The organism is Paenarthrobacter sp. NCHU4564 (genome assembly GCF_052156435.1).
In the GTDB taxonomy this organism is placed as follows: domain Bacteria; phylum Actinomycetota; class Actinomycetes; order Actinomycetales; family Micrococcaceae; genus Arthrobacter.
On sequence record NZ_JBQLIS010000007.1, the window covers coordinates 164482 to 186134 of the forward strand.

Below are 21653 nucleotides of genomic sequence, written 5' to 3' on the forward strand. Positions count from 1 at the left end.
TAGGTGGTGAAAGGTGCACCGGCGGCCAGCGCCGCGCACAAACCAAGCCCAAAGGAGCAGTTTTGGGACACAACAGGCATTCCGTTAATCCAGGTGCTGCACAACCGCGTGAATCCGCGGCTGCTTTGCGCAACCGGCCTTCAGCGCAGGTGCTGATCATCGGGGGCGGGATCAACGGTGTCGGGACCTTCCGCGACCTCGCACTGCAGGGCATCGACGTCGCCCTCGTGGAGCGTGGAGATTACTGCCAAGGTGCCAGCGGCGCTTCCTCCCACATGATCCACGGCGGTATCCGCTATTTGGAAAATGGAGAATTCCGGCTCGTCCAGGAGTCGGTGGTTGAACGCAACCGCCTCCTGCGCATAGCCCCGCACTACGTCAAGCCCCTGCAGACCACGATTCCGATTTTCAGCACGTTCTCCGGGATCCTGTCCGCACCGATGCGTTTCCTGACCCACAAGCAGGGCAAGCCCAAGGAACGCGGCGCCTTCCTCATCAAGGCCGGCCTGACCATGTACGACTTCTTCTCGCGTGACGGCGGCACCGTGCCACGGCACCAATTCCGCAGGCGTGACAAGGCCCTGGCCGAACTTCCGCGCCTGCATCCCGGAATCAAGTACGCCGCAACCTACTTCGACGCCTCGGTCCACAATCCGGAGCGGCTGACCCTTGACGTACTCCAGGACGGTGAAAAGGCCGGACGCAGCGGCAGCCTTCCGGGCGGCAGTGCCCGTGCCAGCAACTACGTCTCCCTGGTCTCCATGGGGCCCAACGGTGCGCGCCTCCGGGATGAACTGACGGGTGAAGAATTCGATTTTGCCGCCGATGTCATCGTCAACACCACCGGTGCATGGGTCGACCTCACCAACCAGGCCATGGGCTCCGCCAGCCGCTTCATGGGCGGCACCAAGGGTTCCCACATCGTCCTCGACCACCCCGAACTCCTGGCCGCCTGCAATGGACGCGAAATCTTTTTTGAGCACACAGACGGCCGGATCGTGCTGATCTACCCGATGGGCGACAGGGTCCTGGTAGGCACCACGGATGTGGATGCCGACATGGCAGAAGATGCAGTCTGCACCGAGGCTGAGATCGATTACTTCTTCGACCTGGTTGGACATGTCTTTCCCACGGTCAGCGTGAACCGGGACCACATCGTCTACACCTTCTCCGGTGTCCGTCCGCTGCCGCGCCACGACGCTACCCAACCTGGCTTTGTATCCAGGGACTACAGGATCGAACGCAGTGTCCGCACCGGTGAAGGTGCGGTTGCGACCCCCGGCGGCAAGGCCGCCGTCGTGCTCAGCCTGGTGGGCGGCAAGTGGACCACGTTCCGGGCGCTGGCTGAACACATGACCAACGACATCCTGCGCGAGCTCGGCAAGGAACGCAAGGTCTCGACGGCGAAGCTCGCCATCGGGGGCGGCGCCGGCTTCCCTGCTACCCCGCACGGTGAACAGGAATGGATCAAGAAGCACATGGGTCCCGGCCTGGATGCTGACCGCGTCGCTGGTCTCCTGACCCGATATGGGACAAGGGCCGGTGCCGTTATCGAGTACCTCAACGCAGGAACGGACAGTCCGCTGCGTTCCACCCGTGAACTCAGCGTCAGGGAACTCCAGTTCATGGCCGCACATGAGCAGGTTGGACACCTGGTGGACGTCCTGATCCGCCGCACGTCACTGGCGTTCCGGGGACTGGTGACCGGTGAACTGCTCAATGAGGCCGCAGCCGTTCTGGCCGGCCCAATGGGCTGGGACGCCGCGGCAACGGAAGCCGAGATCCGTCACGCCGAGGAGGTGCTGAAGCGGTTCCACAAGGTTGAGGTCCACAGCCTCGTCGCCTGACCCGGCGACCCTGAACCCGTTCGTCCCGGCAACGGGAGGACAAGGGGATGGCCGGTCCCCACCGGACCGGCCACCAGGAACGGCACCGGCGCCCGGTGCCGTTCCGACGGTTCCTTCACGCAGGAGGGAACTGACAACAGAACAATGAGGAGTCAAAGATGTCTCTTGGAATAGTTTTCCTTTCCGAAGTATTCGGAACCGCGATGCTGACCCTTTTGGGCTGCGGCGTCGTGGCCAACGTTGCGCTCAAAGGCACCAAGGGCAACAACGGTGGGTTCCTGATGGTGACGTGGGGCTGGGGCGTTGCAGTTTTCGCGGGCGTTTTCGTGGCTGCCAAGTCAGGCGCACACCTCAACCCGGCCGTGACGCTGGGCCTGCTCGTCAACGGGAAGCCTGAATACGCACCCGGAGTAGCTGTGGACTTCGCTTCCACCCTGGTCTATTTCGGCGGCGAACTCCTCGGTGCATTCCTTGGCGCCGTTGCCTGCTGGCTCGCTTACAAGCAGCACTTCGATGCCGAGCCCCTGGCCGCCAACAAACTGGGTACCTTCTCCACCGGTCCCGCCATCCGGTCCACCCCCTGGAACCTGGTCACCGAAGTCATCGGCACCTTCGTCCTGGTTTTCGTGATCCTGACCTTCGGCGGCACCCCTTCCGGTCTGGGGCCGTTGGCTGTAGCCCTTCTGGTGGTCGGCATCGGCGTTTCGCTCGGTGGTCCCACCGGTTACGCCATCAACCCGGCCCGCGACCTCGGGCCGCGCATCGCCCACGCAGTCCTGCCCATCAAGGGCAAGGGCTCCAGCGACTGGGCATACTCGTGGATTCCTGTCGTCGGGCCCCTGGTGGGCGGCGCCCTCGCCGGTCTCATCGCCCTGTGGGTCCCGGACATCATGCCCGCCATTGCGGGCTGACACGCACCACCCTTTCCAGCACAACAAATCTCAACAGCAAAACATCCAGGACAAAGACAAGGACGTCACCGTGAACCAATACGTCATCGCCATCGACCAAGGCACCACCAGCACGCGCGCCATCGTGTTCGACCACTCCGGGAGCATTGTCTCCTCGGGCCAGATGGAACATGAGCAGATCTTCCCGCAGGCCGGCTGGGTGGAACACAACGCCGTCGAAATTTGGGACAACACCCGCGAGGTCATCGCCTCCGCCCTGTCCAAGGCGAACCTGACGCGCCACGATATTGCCGCCGTCGGCATCACCAACCAGCGTGAAACGGCCGTGGTGTGGGACAAGAACACCGGCGAGCCGGTCTACAACGCGATCGTCTGGCAGGACACCCGTACCCAGCCCATCGTCGATGAACTCGCCAGGGACGGCGGGGGAGACCGGTTCAAACAAAAAGTCGGGCTCCCCCTGGCCACCTATTTCTCCGGCACCAAGATCAAGTGGATCCTGGACAACGTGGACGGGGCCCGCGAACGTGCCGAGGCAGGTGACCTCCTGTTCGGCAACACCGACGCCTGGGTTCTCTGGAACCTCACCGGCGGTACCGACGGCGGTGTCCACGCCACGGACGTCACCAACGCCTCCCGCACGCTGTTCATGGACCTCGAAACCCTGCAGTGGGACCAGGAAATCCTTGACATCTTTGGCGTTCCTGCGTCCATGATGCCCGCCATCAAGTCCTCCTCGGAGGTTTATGGAAACGTGCATACGTCGCAGTTGTTGCGTGAAACTCCCGTGGCCGGCATCCTGGGTGACCAGCAGGCAGCAACCTTCGGCCAGGCTGCCTTCCAGCCGGGTGAGGCAAAGAACACCTACGGCACCGGCTGCTTCCTGATCTTCAACACCGGCGAAGAAATCGTCCACTCGAAGAACGGGCTGCTGACCACCCTCGGGTACAAGCTGGGCGACGACAAGCCGCACTACGCACTGGAGGGTTCCATCGCCGTCACCGGCTCGTTGATCCAGTGGCTGCGTGACAACCTGGGAATGATCAGCTCCGCGCCCCAGGTGGAGGAACTCGCAGCCAGTGTGGAGGACAACGGCGGCGTGTACATCGTTCCGGCCTTCTCCGGCCTCTTTGCACCGTACTGGCGTGCCGATGCCCGCGGTGCGATCGTTGGCCTCACCCGGTATGCCAACAAGGGCCACATTGCCCGTGCCGCGCTCGAGGCAACGGCGTTCCAGACCCGCGAGGTGCTGGACGCCGTCAACGCCGACTCCGGCGTCCCGCTCACCGAGTTGAAGGTCGACGGCGGCATGGTCGCCAACGATGCGCTCATGCAGTTCCAGGCTGACATCCTCGGCGTACCCGTGGTCCGGCCCAAAGTCATCGAAACGACGGCGCTGGGTGCCGCCTATGCGGCCGGCCTCGCCGTAGGATTCTGGAACGACCTCGGCGAGCTCAGCGCCAACTGGGGCGAGGACAAGCGCTGGGAACCGCAATTGCCTGCAGAAGAGCAGGACCGGCAACTGCGGCTCTGGAAGAAGGCCGTGACCAAGTCCATGGACTGGGTGGACGAGGACGTTAAGTAGTCCAGGGTAACCATGCCTTAGCCGATAAGGGGGCCCCGCCCGCTTCGCGGACGCCCGCAGCCGCTCCCGGGCCCCCTTATCGGCACGGCATCTCTGTTTGCCGGCCTGCTCAAGCCGCTCGTGGCGACTGGAGAGTTAGTAAGGTGCGCTATTGTAGATCTATGCGTGCGATCCTTCTGCTTAGCTAGCCGCCCGGCACCTACAGCCGTGCGGCCGCCCCTCCATTGTCGAGGGGCTTTTGTGTGTCCGGGGTGTACCGGGCCATAGCAGGAGCAACCGCCATCAGAGAACAGAAGAGGGCAGCAGTGAGCGTTCAGCCGGAGACAGAGACCGGAACAGCACAGGCAGCCGCAGCTGGAGCGCCTGAAGAAGGCGTCTACAGTTTTGCTGCGTTGGAAGCGAAGTGGCCGCAGGTCTGGGAAGACCTCAAGGTCTTCACCCCTGCGGATGACGGCTCCCGGGAGCGCCGCTACGTGCTGGACATGTTTCCCTACCCTTCCGGCGACCTTCACATGGGCCACGCCGAGGCCTTCGCCATGGGCGATGTTGTTGCGCGGTACCTCCGCCAGAAGGGCTTTGATGTCCTGCATCCCATCGGCTGGGACTCGTTTGGCCTGCCCGCAGAAAACGCGGCCATCAAGCGCAACGCCCACCCCAGTGAGTGGACTTACGCAAACATCGACACCCAGGCCGCATCCTTCAAGCGCTATGCCATCTCCGCCGACTGGTCGCGCCGGCTCCACACCTCCGACCCGGAGTATTACCGCTGGACACAGTGGCTGTTCAAGCGCTTCTACGAGCGCGGCCTGGCCTACCGCAAGGACTCGCCCGTCAACTGGTGCCCCAAGGACCTCACCGTCCTGGCCAACGAGCAGGTAGTCAACGGCGCCTGTGAACGCTGTGGCACCGCTGTGACCAAGAAGTCCCTGAACCAGTGGTACTTCAAGATCACCGACTACGCGGATCGCCTGCTGGATGACATGGACCAGCTGCAGGGACACTGGCCGGAACGTGTCCTGGCCATGCAACGGAACTGGATCGGTCGCTCCGAAGGTGCCCACGTCAGGTTCGTCATCGAGGCAACGGAAGACCGCCCCGAGCGCGAAGTCACCGTCTTCACCACCCGCCCCGACACCCTGTACGGTGCAACGTTCTTCGTGGTGGCCGCCGACGCACACCTGGCCCTTGACCTGGTGACGCCCGAACAGCATCACCAACTCATGGCATACCGGGAAAAGGTCAAGGCGCTCTCCGAGATCGAGCGCCAGTCCACGGAACGTGAAAAGACCGGTGTCTTCACCGGTCGCTACGCCATCAACCCGCTCAATGGCGAAAAACTGCCGGTGTGGGCTGCTGACTATGTCCTGGCCGACTACGGGACGGGCGCCATCATGGCCGTTCCGGCCCATGACCAGCGCGACCTCGACTTTGCGAAGGCATTCGGGCTTCCCGTGCGTGCCGTACTCGAAACCGGCGACGACGACCCGGCAGAAAGCGGCACCGCCACCGCAGGCGAGGGCATCCTCAAGAACTCCGGCGAACTGGATGGCCTCAGCAAGGCCGAGGCAATTCCCGCAGCCATCAGCATCCTGGAGAAGCTGGGCACGGGCGAAAAGTTCGTCAATTTCCGGCTCCGCGACTGGCTGCTGAGCCGCCAGAGGTTCTGGGGCACGCCCATCCCCATCATCCACTGCGCCGAATGCGGTGAAGTTCCGGTTCCTGATGAGCAACTGCCTGTCCGGCTCCCGGACGACCTGCGGGGCGAAGCCCTGGCTCCCAAGGGCACCTCACCGCTGGCGGCGGCCGTCGAGTGGGTCAACGTCGAGTGCCCCAACTGCGGGCGCGCTGCACAGCGCGACACCGACACCATGGACACCTTCGTCGACTCATCGTGGTATTTCCTGCGCTTCGTTTCCCCGGACTACACGGAGGGACCGTTCGATCCGGAGAAGATCAACGACTGGATGCCCGTCGGCCAGTATGTTGGCGGCGTGGAACACGCCATCCTGCACCTGCTCTACGCCCGCTTCTTTACCAAGGTCATCAAGGACCTCGGCCTGATCGAGGCCAACGAGCCGTTCAGCGCGCTCCTCAACCAAGGCCAGGTCCTCAATGGCGGCAAGGCCATGAGCAAGTCCCTCGGCAACGGTGTGGACCTCGGCGAGCAGCTGGACAAGTTCGGCGTCGACGCCGTCCGCCTCACCATGGTCTTTGCCTCCCCGCCGGAAGACGACGTCGACTGGGCGGATGTATCGCCGTCCGGATCCGCCAAGTTCCTGGCGCGGGCGTGGCGCCTGGGCCAGGACGTCACCAGCGAACCCGGTACTGATCCGGCCACCGGTGACCGGGCGCTGCGGACGGTCACGCACAAGACCATCGCCGACTCTGCCGAACTGCTGGACAACAACAAGTTCAACGTCGTTGTGGCCAGACTGATGGAACTCGTCAACGCCACGCGCAAGGCCATCGACTCCGGTGCGGGGGCAGCCGACCCCGCTGTGCGCGAGGCCGTCGAAGCCGTGGCAGTGATCCTGAGCCTCTTCGCGCCGTACACGGCAGAGGACCTTTGGAGCGCCCTGGGCCATCCCGCATCGGTGGCCAACGCAGGATGGCCGTCGCACGACGAAGCGCTCCTGGTCCAGGAGACGGTGACCGCCGTTGTCCAGGTCCAGGGCAAGGTCCGTGATCGCTTGGAGGTGTCCCCGGACATCGCCGAAGACGAGCTCCGCGAACTCGCTTTGGCTTCGGAGAACGTCCAGCGCGCCCTGGACGGCCGTGGCATCCGCACCGTGATCGTGCGGGCACCTAAACTGGTGAACATCGTCCCTGCCTAGCAGGGATTGCACGGCCGCCGGCACTGTGCCGGCGGCCGGCCATCGTCTTTGGAGGTTGCGTGCCTGAGCGAGAACCACCCGCCTGGATGTGGCTCAAGGAAAGGGTGGCGCGCCTCCGGCAACCAGCGGCGCCGGTTCCTGTCGCTGACGAGCCGCTTGCCGCCGTCGTCAAGACTGCTGTGGTCACCGATTCGGCCGCGGCACTGCCCGCTGAGTGGGTATCCGCTTTTACAGCCGACGGTCGTTTGGCCGTTGTTCCCATGCCCGTGATGGTGGGGAACGAGATCTATGGCGAAGGTGAAGACGACATCACCCGGACGTTGTCGCTGGCACTCGCTTCCGGCGCCTCGGTGAAGACATCGCGTCCCTCACCCGGGCAATTTGAACAGGCGTACCTGGCCGCCCAACGCCGTGGATTTGAGGCCGTCGTCTCCATCCATATCTCGTCTGAACTTTCCGGAACCGCCGACGCCGCCCGCCTCGCTGCTGCCCGCGTGACGATTCCGGTGGAAGTCGTTGATTCCCGCACCGTGGGGATGGCGCAGGGGATGGGTGTCCAAGGGGCCGTGGTCGCCGCGGCGGCCGGACAGGCTGCGCCTGAAGTCCGTGACTATGCGCAGCAGCAAATGGACAAGACCAAGGTCTACTTCTACGTGCCGAGCCTCGAACAGCTCCGGCGCGGTGGCCGGATCGGCGCCGCCGCGTCGCTGTTGGGGACCGTCCTGTCCATCAAACCGATCCTGGCGGTCGACGGCGGCAGGATCGTGCCGCTGGAAAAGGTCCGGTCCGCGGTACGGGCAGTCGCGCGGCTCGAGGAAATCGTCGCTGCTGAGGTCCGTTCCCGGCCGGACGGCCGGTCCCGGCTCGCGGTGCATCATTTTGGAAACCCGGGGGAAGCGGAAACCCTGGTGGCAAGGTTGCAGGAGGCTTTGCCTGGTTGTCCTGCTCCGCAAATCAGCGCATTGCCGGCCGTTCTGGCAGCCCACGCAGGGCTGGGTGTCCTGGCAGTCATCGTGGGGGAAGGCAGCACGGCGCAGGAACCCTGATCCTGCTTTTCCACATAGGCAAATACGGCCGCACGGCGCGCCGTCGATCCCGCATAGGCTCGATCCATGCCCCGCTGGAATCCGGATGCGTCCCAGGACGCCGCAGCCCAGGCTGTCCGGCAGCGCTTTGCCTCCCGACTGGCCCCTGAAGGGAGTCCACCGCTTCTGGACCTTCCGGAAGAGGACCGCATGGCAGGGGATCATGCCGCCTCGCCTCCCCGGTTGCGCTGGCGGACTCCATGGCGGGCCGTCGTGGTGGTCCTGCTGGGTGGAGTACTGCTTCTGGTTTGGTTCTTCTGGCAGGCGCGTGCCGGGCAGATGGTCACAGAGCCAGTCAGCCAACCGCCCGCTGCAACGGAAGTCTCCGGGCCGGAAGGGGAGAGGCCCGGCACCACCACGCCCGGCACCACCACGCCCACCGCCCAGCTTCTGGTCCATGTTTCAGGTGCCGTGCCGAAGCCGGGAGTCGTGTCCCTGCCCCAGGGCAGCAGGGTATTCCAGGCCATTGAGGCCGCGGGAGGACCGGCGCCCGGTGCCCGGTTGGACCAGCTCAACCTCGCGGCAACCGTGGCGGACGGTGCCAAAATCCACGTTCCGGTGGCCGGGGAAGCTCCTCCTGCTGGTGTACAGGACGGATCAACAGGTCCGACGCCTGCGGACGGTCCGGGAAACGGCATCAATCTTAATTCCGCATCAGCTGAGGAGTTGGGAACCCTGCCCGGAGTGGGGCCTGTCATGGCCCGGAGGATCGTTGACTGGCGCAAGGAACACGGCCCGTTCTCTTCCGTGGACGAGCTGGATGCCATCAGCGGGGTCGGTCCCAAACTCATGGAGCAGTTGCGGGACCTGGTGACGGTGCAGGGTGGGTGAAGTCGTGCAGTCCGCAGATTCTCCGCGCCGCCTTGATCTGCGCTTGCTGCCTGCCGTTACCACCACGTGGCTTTCAGTACTTGTGGCCACTGCCGTTCCCGCCATGCAGGCATTTGTGATGTGTGCTGCCCTGTTGGTGCTGGCGCTTGTTCTCTGGGGTACGGCAGGCCTGCGGCGCAGGGGCGGACACCGCCGCCGGACCATGTGGGCCACGATGGCGTTGGCCTGTGCCGTGTCAGCTGCAGCTACCGGGCACGCTGCCGCGGATGCTGTCCAGCGGCAGGACGGACCACTGGCAGCTGCACCGCAGGATGGCGGCGCAGTCGTGGCCGAGGTGGAGATCTCGGGCGTACCCACGGCCCTGCCGTTTCCGGGGCGGGGAGACGGAGGACTATGGCGGGTGCCGGCAACCATGGTCAGGATGACCGCCAAGGGGCAGGTGGTTCAAGGAGCCGCGCAGCTGGTGGTGCTGGGGACCGGGGAGTGGAGCAGTGTCCGGCCCGGCACGCGCGTCCGCACCATAGGCAGGCTCAAAGAGCCGGGGCCGGGCAGCGCCGGGGCCATGGTCCTGTCTGCTTCCACCAAGCCGCAACTGGTGGGACAGGAGTGGAGCCTTGTGAACGCAGCTGCCCGGCTCAGGGCGCAGTTCCGCACGTCGGCGGCGTGGCTGCCCCCCGATGCCGCCGGGTTGCTGCCGGGAATGGTCACGGGAGACACCACGTCCTTGCCGGCACCTCTGGAACTCGACATGCAAACCACAGGCATGACGCATCTGACGGCCGTTTCCGGCGCTAATTGTTCGTTGGTTCTTGGCGGTTTCATCGTTCTGGCCAGGACCCTTCGCCTCCCCAGGCCACCGGCCGCCGCTTTCGCTGCCGGCGGGCTGGCGGCGTTCGTCGTGCTGGTGGGGACGGAACCCAGTGTCCTTCGGGCCGCCTTTATGGGCTGTGCGGGGCTGGTGCCGCTCATGGGTGGACACCGGGGAACGTCACTGTCTTTTCTCTTCGCGGCCATCATTGTCCTCCTCACTGCAGAGCCTGCCCTGGCCGGCAGCCCAGGCTTCCTCTTATCGGTCCTCGCCACCCTGGGTATCGTGCTCCTCGCCACCCGGATCGGTTCGTGGCTCCCGGGACGCTTGCCTGCATGGCTGGCCACAGGGTTCGCTGTTCCGCTGTCCGCACAGGTTCTGTGCGGACCGGTCATCGTCATGCTCCAGCCCCAGTTGTCTCCCTACGCGCTGCCTGCGAATCTTCTTGCCGGTCTTTTCGTAGCTCCCATAACCATCCTTGGAACCATTGCCGTTCCCCTGAGCGCCGTCCATCCCGGACTGGCGGTTGTGCCGCTGGCTGTCGCGGGAGCGTGCGCCGGTGTGGTGGCCGGGATCGCCAGGTTCTTTGCAGCGCTTCCTGGGGCCGCGCTGCCCTGGGCTGAAGGGCCGGTGGGTGTCCTGGCGATGTGTACGTTGTCCGTAATGACCGTCATGGTGGTGTGGGCCGTGCTGCATCCGCGTGGTGTCCGGACCGGAGTTCTTGCCCTTCATCACCGGCTGGTGGTTGCCCTGGAGAGGGCCGGAGGCAACCGGCCGTCACGCAGAGCTGCCCCCGCGAACCGGCGCGATGCGCGCCCTGGGCATGGCAAACTTGGTATCTGCACCAAAACGTCCGGAAGGAAGTACCAGTGGCTGCCCAAAACACGCGGGCCAGGAGCGCAGCAGCGAACCAGATCACCTGGCGGGACGCATCGCCGGCTCCGGTAGTGCTGGTTAGCGGCCCGGAAGAGTACCTCGGGATCCGTGCCATGGACAGTATCCGGGCGCAGGTACGATCCTCGTCTCCCGATGTTGAGCTCACCAGGCTGTCCGCGGGCTCCTACGAGGCCGGATCGTTGGCCATGGCTGTAGCCCCTTCGCTCTTCGGCGAAGGGAAGCTCATCGAGGTGGACGGCCTGGAAGCCATGAACGATGCTTTCCTGGCCGACGGACTCGCATACCTTTCCAACCCTGAAGAGGACGTCGTCCTGGTGCTGAGGCACGCGGGCGGAACCCGGGGAAAGAAGCTGCTGGACGCGGTCAAATCAGCGGGTTGGCCCCTCGTCGATTGTCAGCCACTGAAGAAGGACTCGGACAAGACGGCCTTCGTCGTCTCGGAATTCAAGGCCGGAGGCCGCCGGATAGAGGGAGAAGCCGTCCAGGCGCTGGTCAATGCCGTGGGGGCCAACCTTTCCGAACTGGCGGCCGCATGCAACCAGCTCATTGCTGACGCCACCACTACGGTGGACGCGGCGACAGTGGAGCGGTACTACGGCGGCAGGGTGGAGGCGACCGCTTTCAAGGTGGCGGACGCTGCAATGGCCGGCAACGGGCCGCTGGCCCTGTCGACGCTGCGCCACGCCTTGTCCACGGGCGTCGACCCTGTCCCGCTTGTTGCAGCGCTGGCCGCAAAGCTGAGGACCTTGGCCAAGGTAGCGGGCGCACAGGGTTCTGCTGCGTCCATCGCCAGGAACCTCGGCATGCAGCCGTGGCTTGTTGAACAGGCCCAGCGCGATGTGCGTCGATGGACCCCCGAGGGGCTCATCCGGTCAATCCAGGTTGTTGCCGAGGCTGATGCCCAGGTGAAGGGGCTGTCCAGGGACCCTGTCTATGCAGTGGAACATGCGGTCACAGTGATTGCCACGTCCGCGCAGCGCCGTTGACCCGCGAGGCAGCGCCGTTGACGCGCGAGGCAGCCCCGTTGGCGCGGCAGACGGCGAGAGGCCGGTACCCCGCGGGGTACCGGCCTCTCATCAGCTCAGTCGAACTGGAAAACCTTAGAGTGCGTTGACCTTCTTGGAGATCGCCGACTTGCGGTTTGCAGCGTTGTTCTTGTGAATAACGCCCTTGCTGACAGCCTTGTCCAGCTTACGGCTGGCAGCAACAAGTGCAGTTGCAGCAGCATCCTTGTCAGCAGACGCAACGGCGGTGTTGACGGCGCGGATGGCAGTCTTCAGCTCGGACTTGACGGCGTTGTTACGCAGGCGAGCCTTCTCGTTGGTGAGGATGCGCTTCTTCTGGGACTTGATATTAGCCACGTATGAACTCTCTTTTTAATGCGGAAATGGTCTAGAGGGTTATCAGGTTGGCCATCGACTGAGCGGCGTGGGGATGCCTATGGCAGCCAACCATGCGTGACCGTCGACCTGCACGGACACACAGCTACAAATACTAGCAGAAAGACCGGCGGCGTTGCGAGCCGTGGTCAGTTCCACTGATGCCGTTCCTTCATGGCCTTGGACACGGCATTGAACCGCGACTGGCCCAGGACCGCACCCTCACGCCGGACAGTCTGTGGATCCAGGCGGATGACCCTGTCCAGTTTCACCTCGCTGGGTCGTCCTTGGCGGTCCCATGGTCCGCTTCCAATATCAACGTAGTCGCCCGCACGGTATCCGTTGTCGTGGTCCTTGGACGTCAGCATGAGGCCCAGCAGCCAGCCTCCGTCGCGTCCCACCACCAGGACCGGACGGTCCTTGCCCCGCGAGTGGTCCTCTTCGTAAGGGACCCAGCTCCAGACAATCTCCCCGGGATCCGGTTGCCCGTCCGGCTTTGGCGCATAGTTCATGCGGGCCGTGCCGGTGAAGTCGCCCGGATAGGCGATGGATTGTTTTCCGGCGCCGGGCGCCCGGCCATGCCTTTGGGCGGAAGGTGCGGGGGTGCCCGGCTTTGACCCGGCACCCAGTGCTTTGAGTGAACGCAATACCAGTCTGCCAAGAGGGCGCAAGTCAAAAGCCATGCACCAAAGCTACCTTGCATAGCACCTGTCCGGTCCCGGATGTACGGCGGAGCACTGGTTCATGGGAGACTAGAGGATCAGAGATACGGCGCGTCCCGGCCAGCCATAGCAAAGCCGGTGGAAAAGCCGTGTGAGTGTCGACAGTAAGGATCCTGCGTGTCTCCCATGGCCCGCACCGCACCGGTGCCCGCCGCAACAGATCCGGCCATCATCCGGAACTTCTGCATCATTGCCCACATCGACCACGGCAAGTCGACCCTGGCCGACCGCATGCTGCAGTTCACCGGCGTCGTACAACAGCGCGACATGAAGGCCCAGTACCTGGACCGCATGGACATCGAGCGGGAGCGTGGAATCACCATCAAGTCCCAGGCAGTCCGCATGCCATGGGAGGTTGAGGGCACGCCCTACGCCCTCAATATGATCGACACTCCCGGGCACGTCGACTTCACCTACGAGGTCTCCCGGTCACTGGCCGCGTGCGAGGGTGCCGTGCTGCTGGTGGACGCCGCGCAGGGCATCGAGGCCCAGACCCTGGCTAACCTGTACCTGGCCATGGAGAACGACCTCACGATTATCCCGGTCCTGAACAAGATCGACCTTCCGGCAGCACAGCCCGAAAAATACGCGGAGGAGCTTGCCAACCTCATTGGCGGCGACCCGGAGGAAGTCCTGAAGGTCTCCGGCAAGACCGGAGTGGGGGTCGAGGCCCTGCTGGACAGGATTGTCCGTGACATTCCCGCCCCGGTGGGCAACGCCGATGCTCCTGCGCGTGCCATGATCTTCGACTCCGTCTACGACACCTACCGCGGTGTCGTCACCTATGTGCGTGTCGTGGATGGCCAGCTCTCGCCGAGGGAGCGGATCCAGATGATGTCCACCAAGGCGAGCCATGAGCTGCTGGAGATCGGCGTCAGCTCGCCGGAGCCGGTCCCGTCCAAGGGGCTGGGCGTCGGCGAGGTCGGCTACCTGATCACCGGCGTGAAGGACGTGCGCCAGTCCAAGGTAGGCGACACCGTGACCAACCACGCCAAGCCTGCGCAGGAGATCCTTGGGGGCTACCAGGATCCCAAGCCCATGGTCTTCTCGGGCCTCTACCCGTTGGACGGCACGGACTACCCCAACCTCCGCGAGGCCTTGGACAAGCTGAAGCTCAATGACGCTGCGCTGGTCTACGAGCCGGAAACCTCCGCGGCCCTCGGCTTCGGCTTCCGTGTCGGCTTCCTCGGCCTCCTCCACTTGGAGATCGTCCGCGAACGGCTGGAACGCGAATTCAACCTGGACCTCATTTCCACCGCTCCCAACGTGGTGTACGAGGTCACCCTCGAGGACAAGTCGATCGCCACTGTGACCAATCCGTCCGAGTTCCCCACGGGCAAGGTGAACGAAGTCCGCGAACCCATGGTGGCGGCGACCATCCTTGCGCCGAACGAGTTCGTGGGCGCGATCATGGAACTCTGCCAGAACCGGCGGGGTCAAATGCGGGGCATGGACTACCTGTCCGAGGACCGCGTCGAGATGCGCTACTGGATTCCGCTGGCGGAAATCGTGTTCGACTTCTTTGACCAGCTCAAATCCAAGACCCGGGGCTACGCCTCGCTGGACTGGAAGGCCGACGGCGAGCAGGTGGCCGACCTTGTCAAGGTGGACATCCTTCTCCAGGGCGAACAGGTGGATGCCTTCAGCGCCATTACGCACCGCGACAAGGCATACGCCTACGGTGTGATGATGACGTCCAAGCTGCGCGAGCTGATCCCGCGCCAGCAGTTCGAAGTTCCCATCCAGGCTGCGATCGGTTCCCGCATCATCGCCCGTGAAAACATCCGGGCCATCCGCAAGGATGTTCTTGCCAAGTGCTACGGCGGCGACATCACCCGTAAGCGCAAGCTGCTGGAAAAGCAGAAGGAAGGCAAGAAGCGCATGAAGATGGTTGGGCGCGTGGAGGTGCCGCAGGAGGCGTTCATCGCGGCGCTGACCACCGACGAGTCCAAGGACAAGGCCAAGAAGTAGTCATGCCCAGCGTCCTTCCTTTGGGCGACCCGGCACCTGCGGACGGCCTGCTGCCCCCGCAGGTGCAGTCCGGCGTCGAACACCGCAGGTTCGGGCTGTATGTCCACATCCCGTTCTGCGCCGTCAGGTGCGGGTACTGCGATTTCAACACGTACACTGCCACGGAACTGGGTGGAGGCGCGTCTCAGGATGCGTACGCCGGCACCGCGGTTGCCGAAGTCGCTTTCGCGGCATCGGCACTGGACGCTTCCGGAGTGCCGCGCCGCCCGCTGAGCACTGTGTTCTTCGGCGGCGGAACGCCCACGCTGCTGCCTGCCGGGGACCTCGCCCGGATACTGCGTGCCGCAGTCGCGGAGTGGGGCCTTGCGCCCGGTGCCGAAGTCACCACTGAGGCCAACCCGGATTCCGTTACTCCGGAGTCCCTGCAGGTGCTGGCCGACGCGGGGTTCACCAGGGTTTCTTTCGGAATGCAGTCGGCCGTGCCGCATGTGCTCAAGGTCCTCGACCGCACACATACTCCCAGTAAAGTCCCCCAGGTGGTGCAATGGGCCAGGGAAGCAGGCCTGGCGGTCAGCCTTGACCTCATTTACGGCACACCGGGGGAATCGATGGAGGACTGGCAGACCTCGTTGGAAACTGCCCTCTCCTACGAACCCGACCACATCAGTGCCTACGCGCTGATTGTTGAAGACGGCACCAAGCTTGCCGCCCAAATCCGCCGCGGTGAGGTGCCGGGTATTGACGACGACGATCACGCGGCCAAGTACGAACTCGCCGACGCCCTGATCTCCCAGGCCGGCCTGGAGTGGTACGAGGTCAGTAACTGGGCGCGGACCCCGGACCAGGCTTGCCGCCATAACCTCGCGTACTGGCGCGGCGACGACTGGTGGGGAATCGGCCCCGGCGCCCACTCACATGTGGGCGGCGTCCGTTGGTGGAACGTCAAGCACCCTGTGGCCTACGCCTCGCGGCTGGCCGCTGGGAGCTCACCGGCCGCCGGGCGCGAAACGCTCGACGCCGGAACCCGGGAAGTGGAGCGCATCATGCTGGAGGCGAGGCTCGCCTCGGGTCTGCTCGTTGATGCCCTGGGTGGCTCCGGCCGGCACGCCATGGCCGGGCTGATCGCCGATGGTTTGGTGGACCCGGCGGCTGCCTTCCGGGGCAGTCTGCAGCTCACCCTCAAGGGGCGGCTGCTTGCCGATGCTGTTGTCCGCAGGATCTTGCCGGAGTGAGCTACTTGATCCAGCGGAGGTTGAACCGGTAGCGGTGCGGCTGCCCGTGGTTGACGCGGATACCGGCTGAGACGGAGAAGCAGGTCAGGGCCACCCAGATGGCTGTGGCAATGACCGCGAAGATGTTGCCCACCACCGGCAGGAGCACCAGGATGTTCGCCACTGCGGCGGCAATGGTGGGAGGAAGCGTGAAATTCAGTGCTTCCTTGGATTCCTGGGCCGTGAAGGGCCCGCGGTCCTTGAAGATCAGGTAGATCAGCAGGGAGGGAATGCAGCCCAGGATGCCGCCGAAGTGCGCCAAGGTGGCCCACTGGCGGTCTTCGCCTGCGGTCAGGGGGAGTGCGTTCGCAGGTGCGCCATGGTACTGGGGCTGACCAGCGGCCCGGCCCGGCTCATCAGGTGCGTTGTCTGCCACGGTGTGTTCCCTTTGCTTCGAGGTGCTGCGGTCTTGCTGTCCCAGAATACTGTGTCCCGGCCGGGTTCCGGGACCACGGTGCCGTGACCCGCGCCGGGAATTTCCGCTAAGGGACCGTGAGGAAGTCGATGACTTCTTCCACCCTCCCCAACAGCGAGGCCTCGAGATCGGCGTAGGTACGTACCGCCCCCAGGAGCCGCTGCCAGCCCAGGCCGATGTCCTCGGCGGTGGTGTGCGGCCACCCAAAAGCCTTCAGGATTCCCGTTTTCCAGTCCATGCCCCTGGGAACTGAGGGCCACTGCTCGATGCCGAGGACTTTGGGTCTGATCGCCTGCCATACGTCCACATAAGGGTGCCCGACAATCAGTACGTTTCCCGTGGCACCGGGAAACGTCATCGCCTCCGCAGCGATCCGGGATTCCTTGGAGCCGGCCACAAGGTGGTCCACCAGGATGCCAAGCCGACGCCCGGGACCAGGCTTGAAGGCGGCAATCGCGGCCTTAAGGTCATCCACGCCGTGCAGTGGTTCCACCACGATCCCCTCGGCCCGCAAGTCGTCACCCCAGACTTTTTCCACGAGTTCGGCATCGTGCTTGCCCTCAACCCAGATGCGGCTCGCCTTGGCTACCTGGGCCCGCTGGCCCTCCACCCGCACCGAGCCGGATGCTGTACGGCCACCTGCCGGCGAGGCGGGCGCTTTCGCCGCGGGCGGCATGAGCCGGATGGCTTGGCCTTCCAGAAGGAAGCCATAACCGAGCTGAAAGGATTTGGTCTTGCCCCGGCGGTCCTCCAGCGACACGATATGCATTCCGCCGGATTTCTCCACGCGCGTGACTTCTCCCACCCAGCCGGACTGCACGTCCTCCAGGACCATGCCCCGCTGGACGGCGACCTCAGGGAGCCCGGTTTTGGCCGGGGCGGAGAGATCGGTGGGACCCCACGTGTCAAAGGCCAAGGGCCTGCCTCTCGTAGCTGGGCGGGATTAGCAGGACGGCAAGGGTGCGCGGCCCGCGCCCGACATCCCGGCGGGCGGTTTCCATGCTAACAACGCCGGGGCGCATACTAGACTATTAGCACTTGGGCATGTTGAGTGCTAAAAACGGTGTGAGCCGTCTGTCCCGCGATCAGTGGTCGGCGGGACCGGGGAAAGTCGTCAGGAGGTGTTGCAATGAGTGAGCTACGCAAGCTTGAAGTGCTCCGTGCCATCGTTGAGGACTACGTACACTCCCGGGAGCCCGTGGGGTCAAAGGCGTTGGTGGAGAGGCACCATCTTGGCGTGTCCAGTGCCACCATCAGGAACGACATGGCGGTCCTGGAAGAGGAAGGCCTCATCGCAGCGCCGCACACGAGTGCGGGGCGCATTCCCACGGACAAGGGCTATCGCCTGTTCGTGGACCGGATCTCACAGGTCAAGCCTCTGTCTGCTGCGGAACGGCGCGCCATCCATTCCCTGCTTGAAGGACCGGATGATCTTGATGACATCCTGGAGCGGACCGTACGGCTGCTGTCCCAGCTGACCAACCAGGTGGCCGTGGTGCAGTATCCCCACTCCAAGCAAGCCCTGGTACGCCACGTGGAATTCGTCCTCCTGGGCCCAACCCAGGTACTGGCAGTCCTCATCGCCGACACCGGCAGCGTGGGCCAGAAAGTCATCGAGACCGGATCTGAGGTCTCCAACGACGCCCTGATGGCTCTGCGCTCCAAGTTCCTTGGCAGCATTGCCGGCACGCAGTTGTCCCTCCTGCCCCAGGTTCTTCCCTCGGTGGTCGCGCTGTGCCGTCCCGAGCTCCGGGGCCTGGCGCAGAGACTTGCCCACGGACTCGAAACTTTGAGCGATACCAGCAGGGAGGAGCGGATTCTGCTGGCCGGAACTGCCAACCTGGCCCGCTCCAACGTCGACTTTCCCCTGAGCATCGGCCCGGTTCTTGAAGCCCTTGAGGAACAAGTGGTCATGCTCCGGTTGTTGTCGGATATGGGCGACGACCCACGGGGTGTAACGGTCAGCATCGGGCGCGAGAACCCCTACGACGGGCTGGCGGAAGCATCGGTGGTGGCTACCGGGTACGGCTCGGGAGCCAAAGTCGGAATCCTTGGTCCCACCAGGATGGACTATCCCACCACCATGGCCGCGGTACGCGCCGTGGCCAGATACCTGTCACGAATTCTCGGTGGCTGAAGCAGCCCCGGGGTAAAGAACTGCAGTACAACAAGGAAGAGATACCGACTTTGAGCAGCCACTATGACGTTTTGGGAGTCTCCCCGGAAGCGACCGGAGAAGAGATCAAAAAGGCGTACCGAAAGTTGGCACGAAAGCTTCACCCGGACGTCAACCCGGGCGAGGACGTCGCGGAACAGTTCAAAGCAGTGACCCATGCTTACGAAGTCCTGTCCGACCCCCAGAAGCGGCGGGTCTACGATGCAACCGGCAACGAGAACGGTACCGACAACGGGTTCGGTGGCGGCTACTCCGGCCAGGGTTTCGCGTTCCAGGACATCTTCGATACTTTCTTCGGCGGTGGCGCAGGCGGCCACGCAGGCCCGGCTTCCCGTGTACGCCGCGGACAGGACGCCCTCATCAGCGTCAGGATCGACCTCAAGGATGCCGTCTTCGGTGTCAATAAGAAGCTTGAAGTAGATACCGCCGTCGTATGCCCCACCTGTGACGGCAGTTGCTGCCGCCCGGGCACGCATCCGGAGCGGTGCGACATCTGTGGCGGAAGCGGCCAGGTACAGCGCGCGGTCCGGTCCATCCTCGGCCAGGTGATGACCACGGCACCCTGTGGTTCCTGTGAGGGCTTCGGCACCATCATCAAGGATCCGTGCAACGAGTGCAGCGGCCAGGGACGTATCCGCAGCCGCCGTTCGCTCACCATCAAGGTCCCCGCGGGTGTAGCCACAGGAACCCGTATCCAGCTCTCCGGCCAGGGCGAGGCCGGTCCTGCAGGTGGTCCGGCCGGCGACCTGTACGTGGAGATCCGGGTCAACAACGATCCCACGTACGTCAGGGAAGGCGACGACCTCCACGCAACGTTGAGCGTGCCGATGACTGCAGCCGCGCTCGGCACCGAATTGAACCTTGAAACCTTTGACGGCCCGCAGGAAATCGACGTCAAGTCCGGAACCCAATCCGGTGAAATCATCACCCTGCGTGGTCTCGGTGTGACACACCTGCGTGGGTATGGCCGCGGCGACCTAAAAGTGCACCTCCATGTTGAGACGCCCAGCAAGCTGGATGCGGCGCAGGAAGACCTGCTAAGGCAGCTCGCCAAGTTGCGCGGGGAACAGTTCACGGAGGGCAAGCTGGTGGCCAGCGGCGGCATGTTCGCCAAGCTCCGGGACAAGCTCGGTAACCTGTAGCGGTGAGCAATCCCGTTTTCTTCGCCTCGCCGGGTGCGCTGGATGGCGTCGGGCCGGGCTCGGTGTTCGTCCTGGACGGACAGGAAGCCCGGCACGCTGTCACGGTAAAGCGGATCGTGGCCGGTGAATCCGTGGACATCACCGACGGCGCCGGGACCCGCCTCACCGGGACGGTGGTTGAAGCCGGGCAGGGGTCGTTGTCCGTTAAGGCCGGTGAGGTTTCCTTCGAGCAGCGCCCTGCGGTCCGTCTGGTGCTTGTCCAGGCCTTGGCCAAGGGCGACCGCGACGAGCTGGCCATTGAGACGGCTACCGAGCTTGGAATTGATGCGGTGGTGCCGTGGCAGGCCGAACGTTCCATTGTCCGGTGGAAGGGCGACCGGGCAGCCAAGGCCCATGCCAAGTGGCAGTCCGTGGTGGCAGCTGCGGCCAAGCAGGCCCGCAGGTCCTGGATACCCGAGGTTCGTCCTGTGGCGGACTCGGCCGGCCTGTCCAAGGCGGTCGCGGCAGCAGACATGGCCATCATCCTGCATGAGGACGCCAGGAACTCCCTGCGGTCTGTCCTGGAAGCGGCAAGCCTGGTGGCTGACGGGACAGAAGCACCCCTTGAAGTGCTTTTGATCGTGGGACCGGAAGGCGGCATCTCACCGCGGGAAGTTACCCGGCTCAGTGACGCGGGGGCCGTTACGGCGCTCTTGGGTCACCACGTGTTGCGGTCGTCGACGGCGGGTCCTGCCGCCGTCGTTCTTGCCAGCGATGTCCTGGGACGCTGGTAGGCGCTGCCGACAGCTCCGCCCGGGTACCGCCCGGCAGGGTTATTGGACGCGGAACAGCCGGGTATCGGTGGTGCTTTCATCGGTTTGGCCGGATGCGTCCACCTGCGAAACACGAACCTCGTACTTCCCGGGCTTCAGCGTGGCGCTGAAGGAGAAGACGCCGAGTTGCCCGGCCTCGCCGGAAGCTTTCGTCTGGCCGGTCAGCAGGTTGGCCCGGTCCCCGTTGCCATTGTCCTGCAGAATCTGCCAGGCCACGGGCAGTGAGCTGTTGGTGGTGCGTCCATTGAACTTGACGGCTCCGGGCGGAAGGGCGTTGTCTTCCTGGGGATCGATAATCCACAGGGGGGCCACCAAGGAGGCATCCCGGGACATGGGCTGGCCGAGGCGGACCTGGCCGAAGGCCATGAAATCCGTATGTCCGTCCACCAGGATGACTACCTGGATCTGCTGCCCGGAATTGATCAGTCCCGACGACGAAGCAGCCGCGGTAGCCGTATAGACGAGCTGCTGGATTGCCCGCTGCGCCATGCCGGCGTCGAGGTTGGAGTTGAAGGCATCACGGGAAACGTCAACCGTGATGACGTTCTTGCCGGAAATCGAGGTGGCCAAACTGCCGGGCTCCTGCCACGGCGTGAAGAAGTCGTGGTCCAGCGGCTTGTCGGCCATCATGATCCGCAGGGCTGTGGTCACGGGGTTCCCATCACCCGAAATGTCCCGGAACTCGCGGTAGAGGTACACCTCGTCCTTGCTGCGACCGATCCAGTACACGGGAATCTTGGTGGAAGCCTGGGTTGTTTCCAGCGGTGCATTGCTGGCCGGGGCCTCCTGGAGACTGGCCGCCGGGGGGCTGGTGGACTCCGGAGTGGAACCACCGTTGGCGATGCAGCCCGTCAACAGGAGGACAGCAAGCATTGCCGGCGCGGCCACCACGGATTTCCTCCGTTGTGGTGCGCCATGCTGGGTGTGTGCCGGCTGCTTGATGGGGGGTCCTTGCCTTGGTTTCGGC

The 21653-nt window shown here is 64.4% G+C and carries 18 protein-coding genes; 13 read left to right on the plus strand and 5 right to left on the minus strand.

The features are described from left to right. The first annotated feature begins 62 nt into the window (after positions 1–62). The 8 genes from ACSVIE_RS09890 (at position 63) to holA (ending at position 11784) form a co-directional block, all read left to right on the plus strand. A complete protein-coding gene (locus ACSVIE_RS09890) occupies positions 63–1847 on the plus strand; it encodes a glycerol-3-phosphate dehydrogenase/oxidase (protein ID WP_442423685.1) in 1785 nt (594 codons plus the stop codon). A gap of 158 nt (positions 1848–2005) precedes the next feature. Next, positions 2006–2758, plus strand: coding sequence for an MIP/aquaporin family protein (locus ACSVIE_RS09895; protein WP_426002802.1), 753 nt, complete (start codon positions 2006–2008; stop codon positions 2756–2758). A 70-nt stretch (positions 2759–2828) separates the two neighbouring features. After that, positions 2829–4343, plus strand: coding sequence for a glycerol kinase GlpK (gene glpK, locus ACSVIE_RS09900; RefSeq protein WP_442423686.1), 1515 nt, complete (start codon positions 2829–2831; stop codon positions 4341–4343). A 305-nt stretch (positions 4344–4648) separates the two neighbouring features. After that, positions 4649–7177: a leucine--tRNA ligase gene (leuS, locus tag ACSVIE_RS09905; RefSeq protein ID WP_442423687.1), complete on the plus strand. Its 2529-nt coding sequence runs from the start codon at positions 4649–4651 to the stop codon at positions 7175–7177. 59 nt (positions 7178–7236) lie between these two features. Continuing rightward, positions 7237–8223 carry a DegV family protein gene (locus ACSVIE_RS09910; protein ID WP_442423688.1) on the plus strand — a complete coding sequence of 329 codons (987 nt, stop codon included), beginning with the start codon at positions 7237–7239 and terminating at the stop codon, positions 8221–8223. Between the two features lie 66 nt (positions 8224–8289). Continuing rightward, entirely contained in the window at positions 8290–9093 is an 804-nt protein-coding gene (locus ACSVIE_RS09915; RefSeq protein ID WP_442423689.1) for a helix-hairpin-helix domain-containing protein, read from the plus strand. Positions 9094–9097: 4 nt separating this feature from the next. Beyond that, positions 9098–10849, plus strand: a complete 1752-nt coding sequence (locus ACSVIE_RS09920; RefSeq protein ID WP_442423690.1) for a ComEC/Rec2 family competence protein — start codon at positions 9098–9100, stop codon at positions 10847–10849. Further along, positions 10771–11784, plus strand: a complete 1014-nt coding sequence (holA, locus tag ACSVIE_RS09925) for a DNA polymerase III subunit delta (RefSeq protein ID WP_426002792.1) — start codon at positions 10771–10773, stop codon at positions 11782–11784. The genes ACSVIE_RS09920 and holA overlap by 79 nt, the downstream gene beginning before the upstream one ends. A 114-nt stretch (positions 11785–11898) precedes the next feature. On the opposite strand, the gene rpsT is transcribed toward holA, so the two are convergent. Further along, a complete protein-coding gene (gene rpsT, locus ACSVIE_RS09930) occupies positions 11899–12159 on the minus strand; it encodes a 30S ribosomal protein S20 (protein WP_021470575.1) in 261 nt (86 codons plus the stop codon). A 167-nt stretch (positions 12160–12326) separates the two neighbouring features. Next, positions 12327–12860 (minus strand): type II toxin-antitoxin system PemK/MazF family toxin, encoded by a 534-nt coding sequence (locus ACSVIE_RS09935; RefSeq protein WP_442423691.1) that lies wholly within the window; start codon positions 12858–12860, stop codon positions 12327–12329. A 156-nt stretch (positions 12861–13016) separates the two neighbouring features. Here ACSVIE_RS09935 and lepA point away from each other — a divergent pair, with 156 nt between their 5' ends. Together lepA and hemW are read left to right on the plus strand one after the other, a co-directional pair. After that, positions 13017–14870, plus strand: coding sequence for a translation elongation factor 4 (lepA, locus tag ACSVIE_RS09940; protein ID WP_426002788.1), 1854 nt, complete (start codon positions 13017–13019; stop codon positions 14868–14870). A gap of 2 nt (positions 14871–14872) precedes the next feature. Continuing rightward, positions 14873–16102, plus strand: a complete 1230-nt coding sequence (gene hemW / locus ACSVIE_RS09945; RefSeq protein ID WP_442423692.1) for a radical SAM family heme chaperone HemW — start codon at positions 14873–14875, stop codon at positions 16100–16102. A gap of 1 nt (position 16103) precedes the next feature. On the opposite strand, the gene ACSVIE_RS09950 is transcribed toward hemW, so the two are convergent. Then, positions 16104–16517 (minus strand): DUF4870 domain-containing protein, encoded by a 414-nt coding sequence (locus ACSVIE_RS09950; RefSeq protein ID WP_426002785.1) that lies wholly within the window; start codon positions 16515–16517, stop codon positions 16104–16106. A gap of 106 nt (positions 16518–16623) precedes the next feature. Further along, on the minus strand, positions 16624–17472 hold the full coding sequence (locus tag ACSVIE_RS09955) for a DUF3097 domain-containing protein (protein WP_442423693.1): 849 nt from the start codon (positions 17470–17472) through the stop codon (positions 16624–16626). 213 nt (positions 17473–17685) lie between these two features. On the opposite strand from ACSVIE_RS09955, the gene hrcA reads away from it, so the two are divergent. From hrcA to ACSVIE_RS09970, 3 genes are read left to right on the plus strand one after another with little or no spacing between them, the layout of a single operon-like run. Continuing rightward, a complete protein-coding gene (gene hrcA, locus ACSVIE_RS09960) occupies positions 17686–18693 on the plus strand; it encodes a heat-inducible transcriptional repressor HrcA (RefSeq protein ID WP_442423694.1) in 1008 nt (335 codons plus the stop codon). 50 nt (positions 18694–18743) lie between these two features. Further along, positions 18744–19874, plus strand: a complete 1131-nt coding sequence (dnaJ, locus tag ACSVIE_RS09965; protein WP_426002779.1) for a molecular chaperone DnaJ — start codon at positions 18744–18746, stop codon at positions 19872–19874. Positions 19875–19876: 2 nt separating this feature from the next. Beyond that, positions 19877–20647 (plus strand): 16S rRNA (uracil(1498)-N(3))-methyltransferase, encoded by a 771-nt coding sequence (locus tag ACSVIE_RS09970; protein ID WP_442423695.1) that lies wholly within the window; start codon positions 19877–19879, stop codon positions 20645–20647. A 39-nt stretch (positions 20648–20686) separates the two neighbouring features. On the opposite strand, the gene ACSVIE_RS09975 is transcribed toward ACSVIE_RS09970, so the two are convergent. Beyond that, positions 20687–21559, minus strand: a complete 873-nt coding sequence (locus ACSVIE_RS09975; protein ID WP_442423716.1) for a GerMN domain-containing protein — start codon at positions 21557–21559, stop codon at positions 20687–20689. Positions 21560–21653 lie beyond the last annotated feature (94 nt).

What these genes read in the sequence shown, in the direction of transcription:
- ACSVIE_RS09895 (WP_426002802.1), top strand. Translation starts at nt 2,006, where the DNA reads ATGTCTCTTGGAATAGTTTTCCTTTCCGAAGTATTCGGAACCGCGATG.
- ACSVIE_RS09915 (WP_442423689.1), top strand. Translation starts at nt 8,290, where the DNA reads ATGCCCCGCTGGAATCCGGATGCGTCCCAGGACGCCGCAGCCCAGGCT.
- ACSVIE_RS09935 (WP_442423691.1), bottom strand. Translation starts at nt 12,860, where the DNA reads ATGGCTTTTGACTTGCGCCCTCTTGGCAGACTGGTATTGCGTTCACTC.
- hemW (WP_442423692.1), top strand. Translation starts at nt 14,873, where the DNA reads ATGCCCAGCGTCCTTCCTTTGGGCGACCCGGCACCTGCGGACGGCCTG.
- hrcA (WP_442423694.1), top strand. Translation starts at nt 17,686, where the DNA reads ATGAGTGAGCTACGCAAGCTTGAAGTGCTCCGTGCCATCGTTGAGGAC.
- ACSVIE_RS09975 (WP_442423716.1), bottom strand. Translation starts at nt 21,559, where the DNA reads ATGCTTGCTGTCCTCCTGTTGACGGGCTGCATCGCCAACGGTGGTTCC.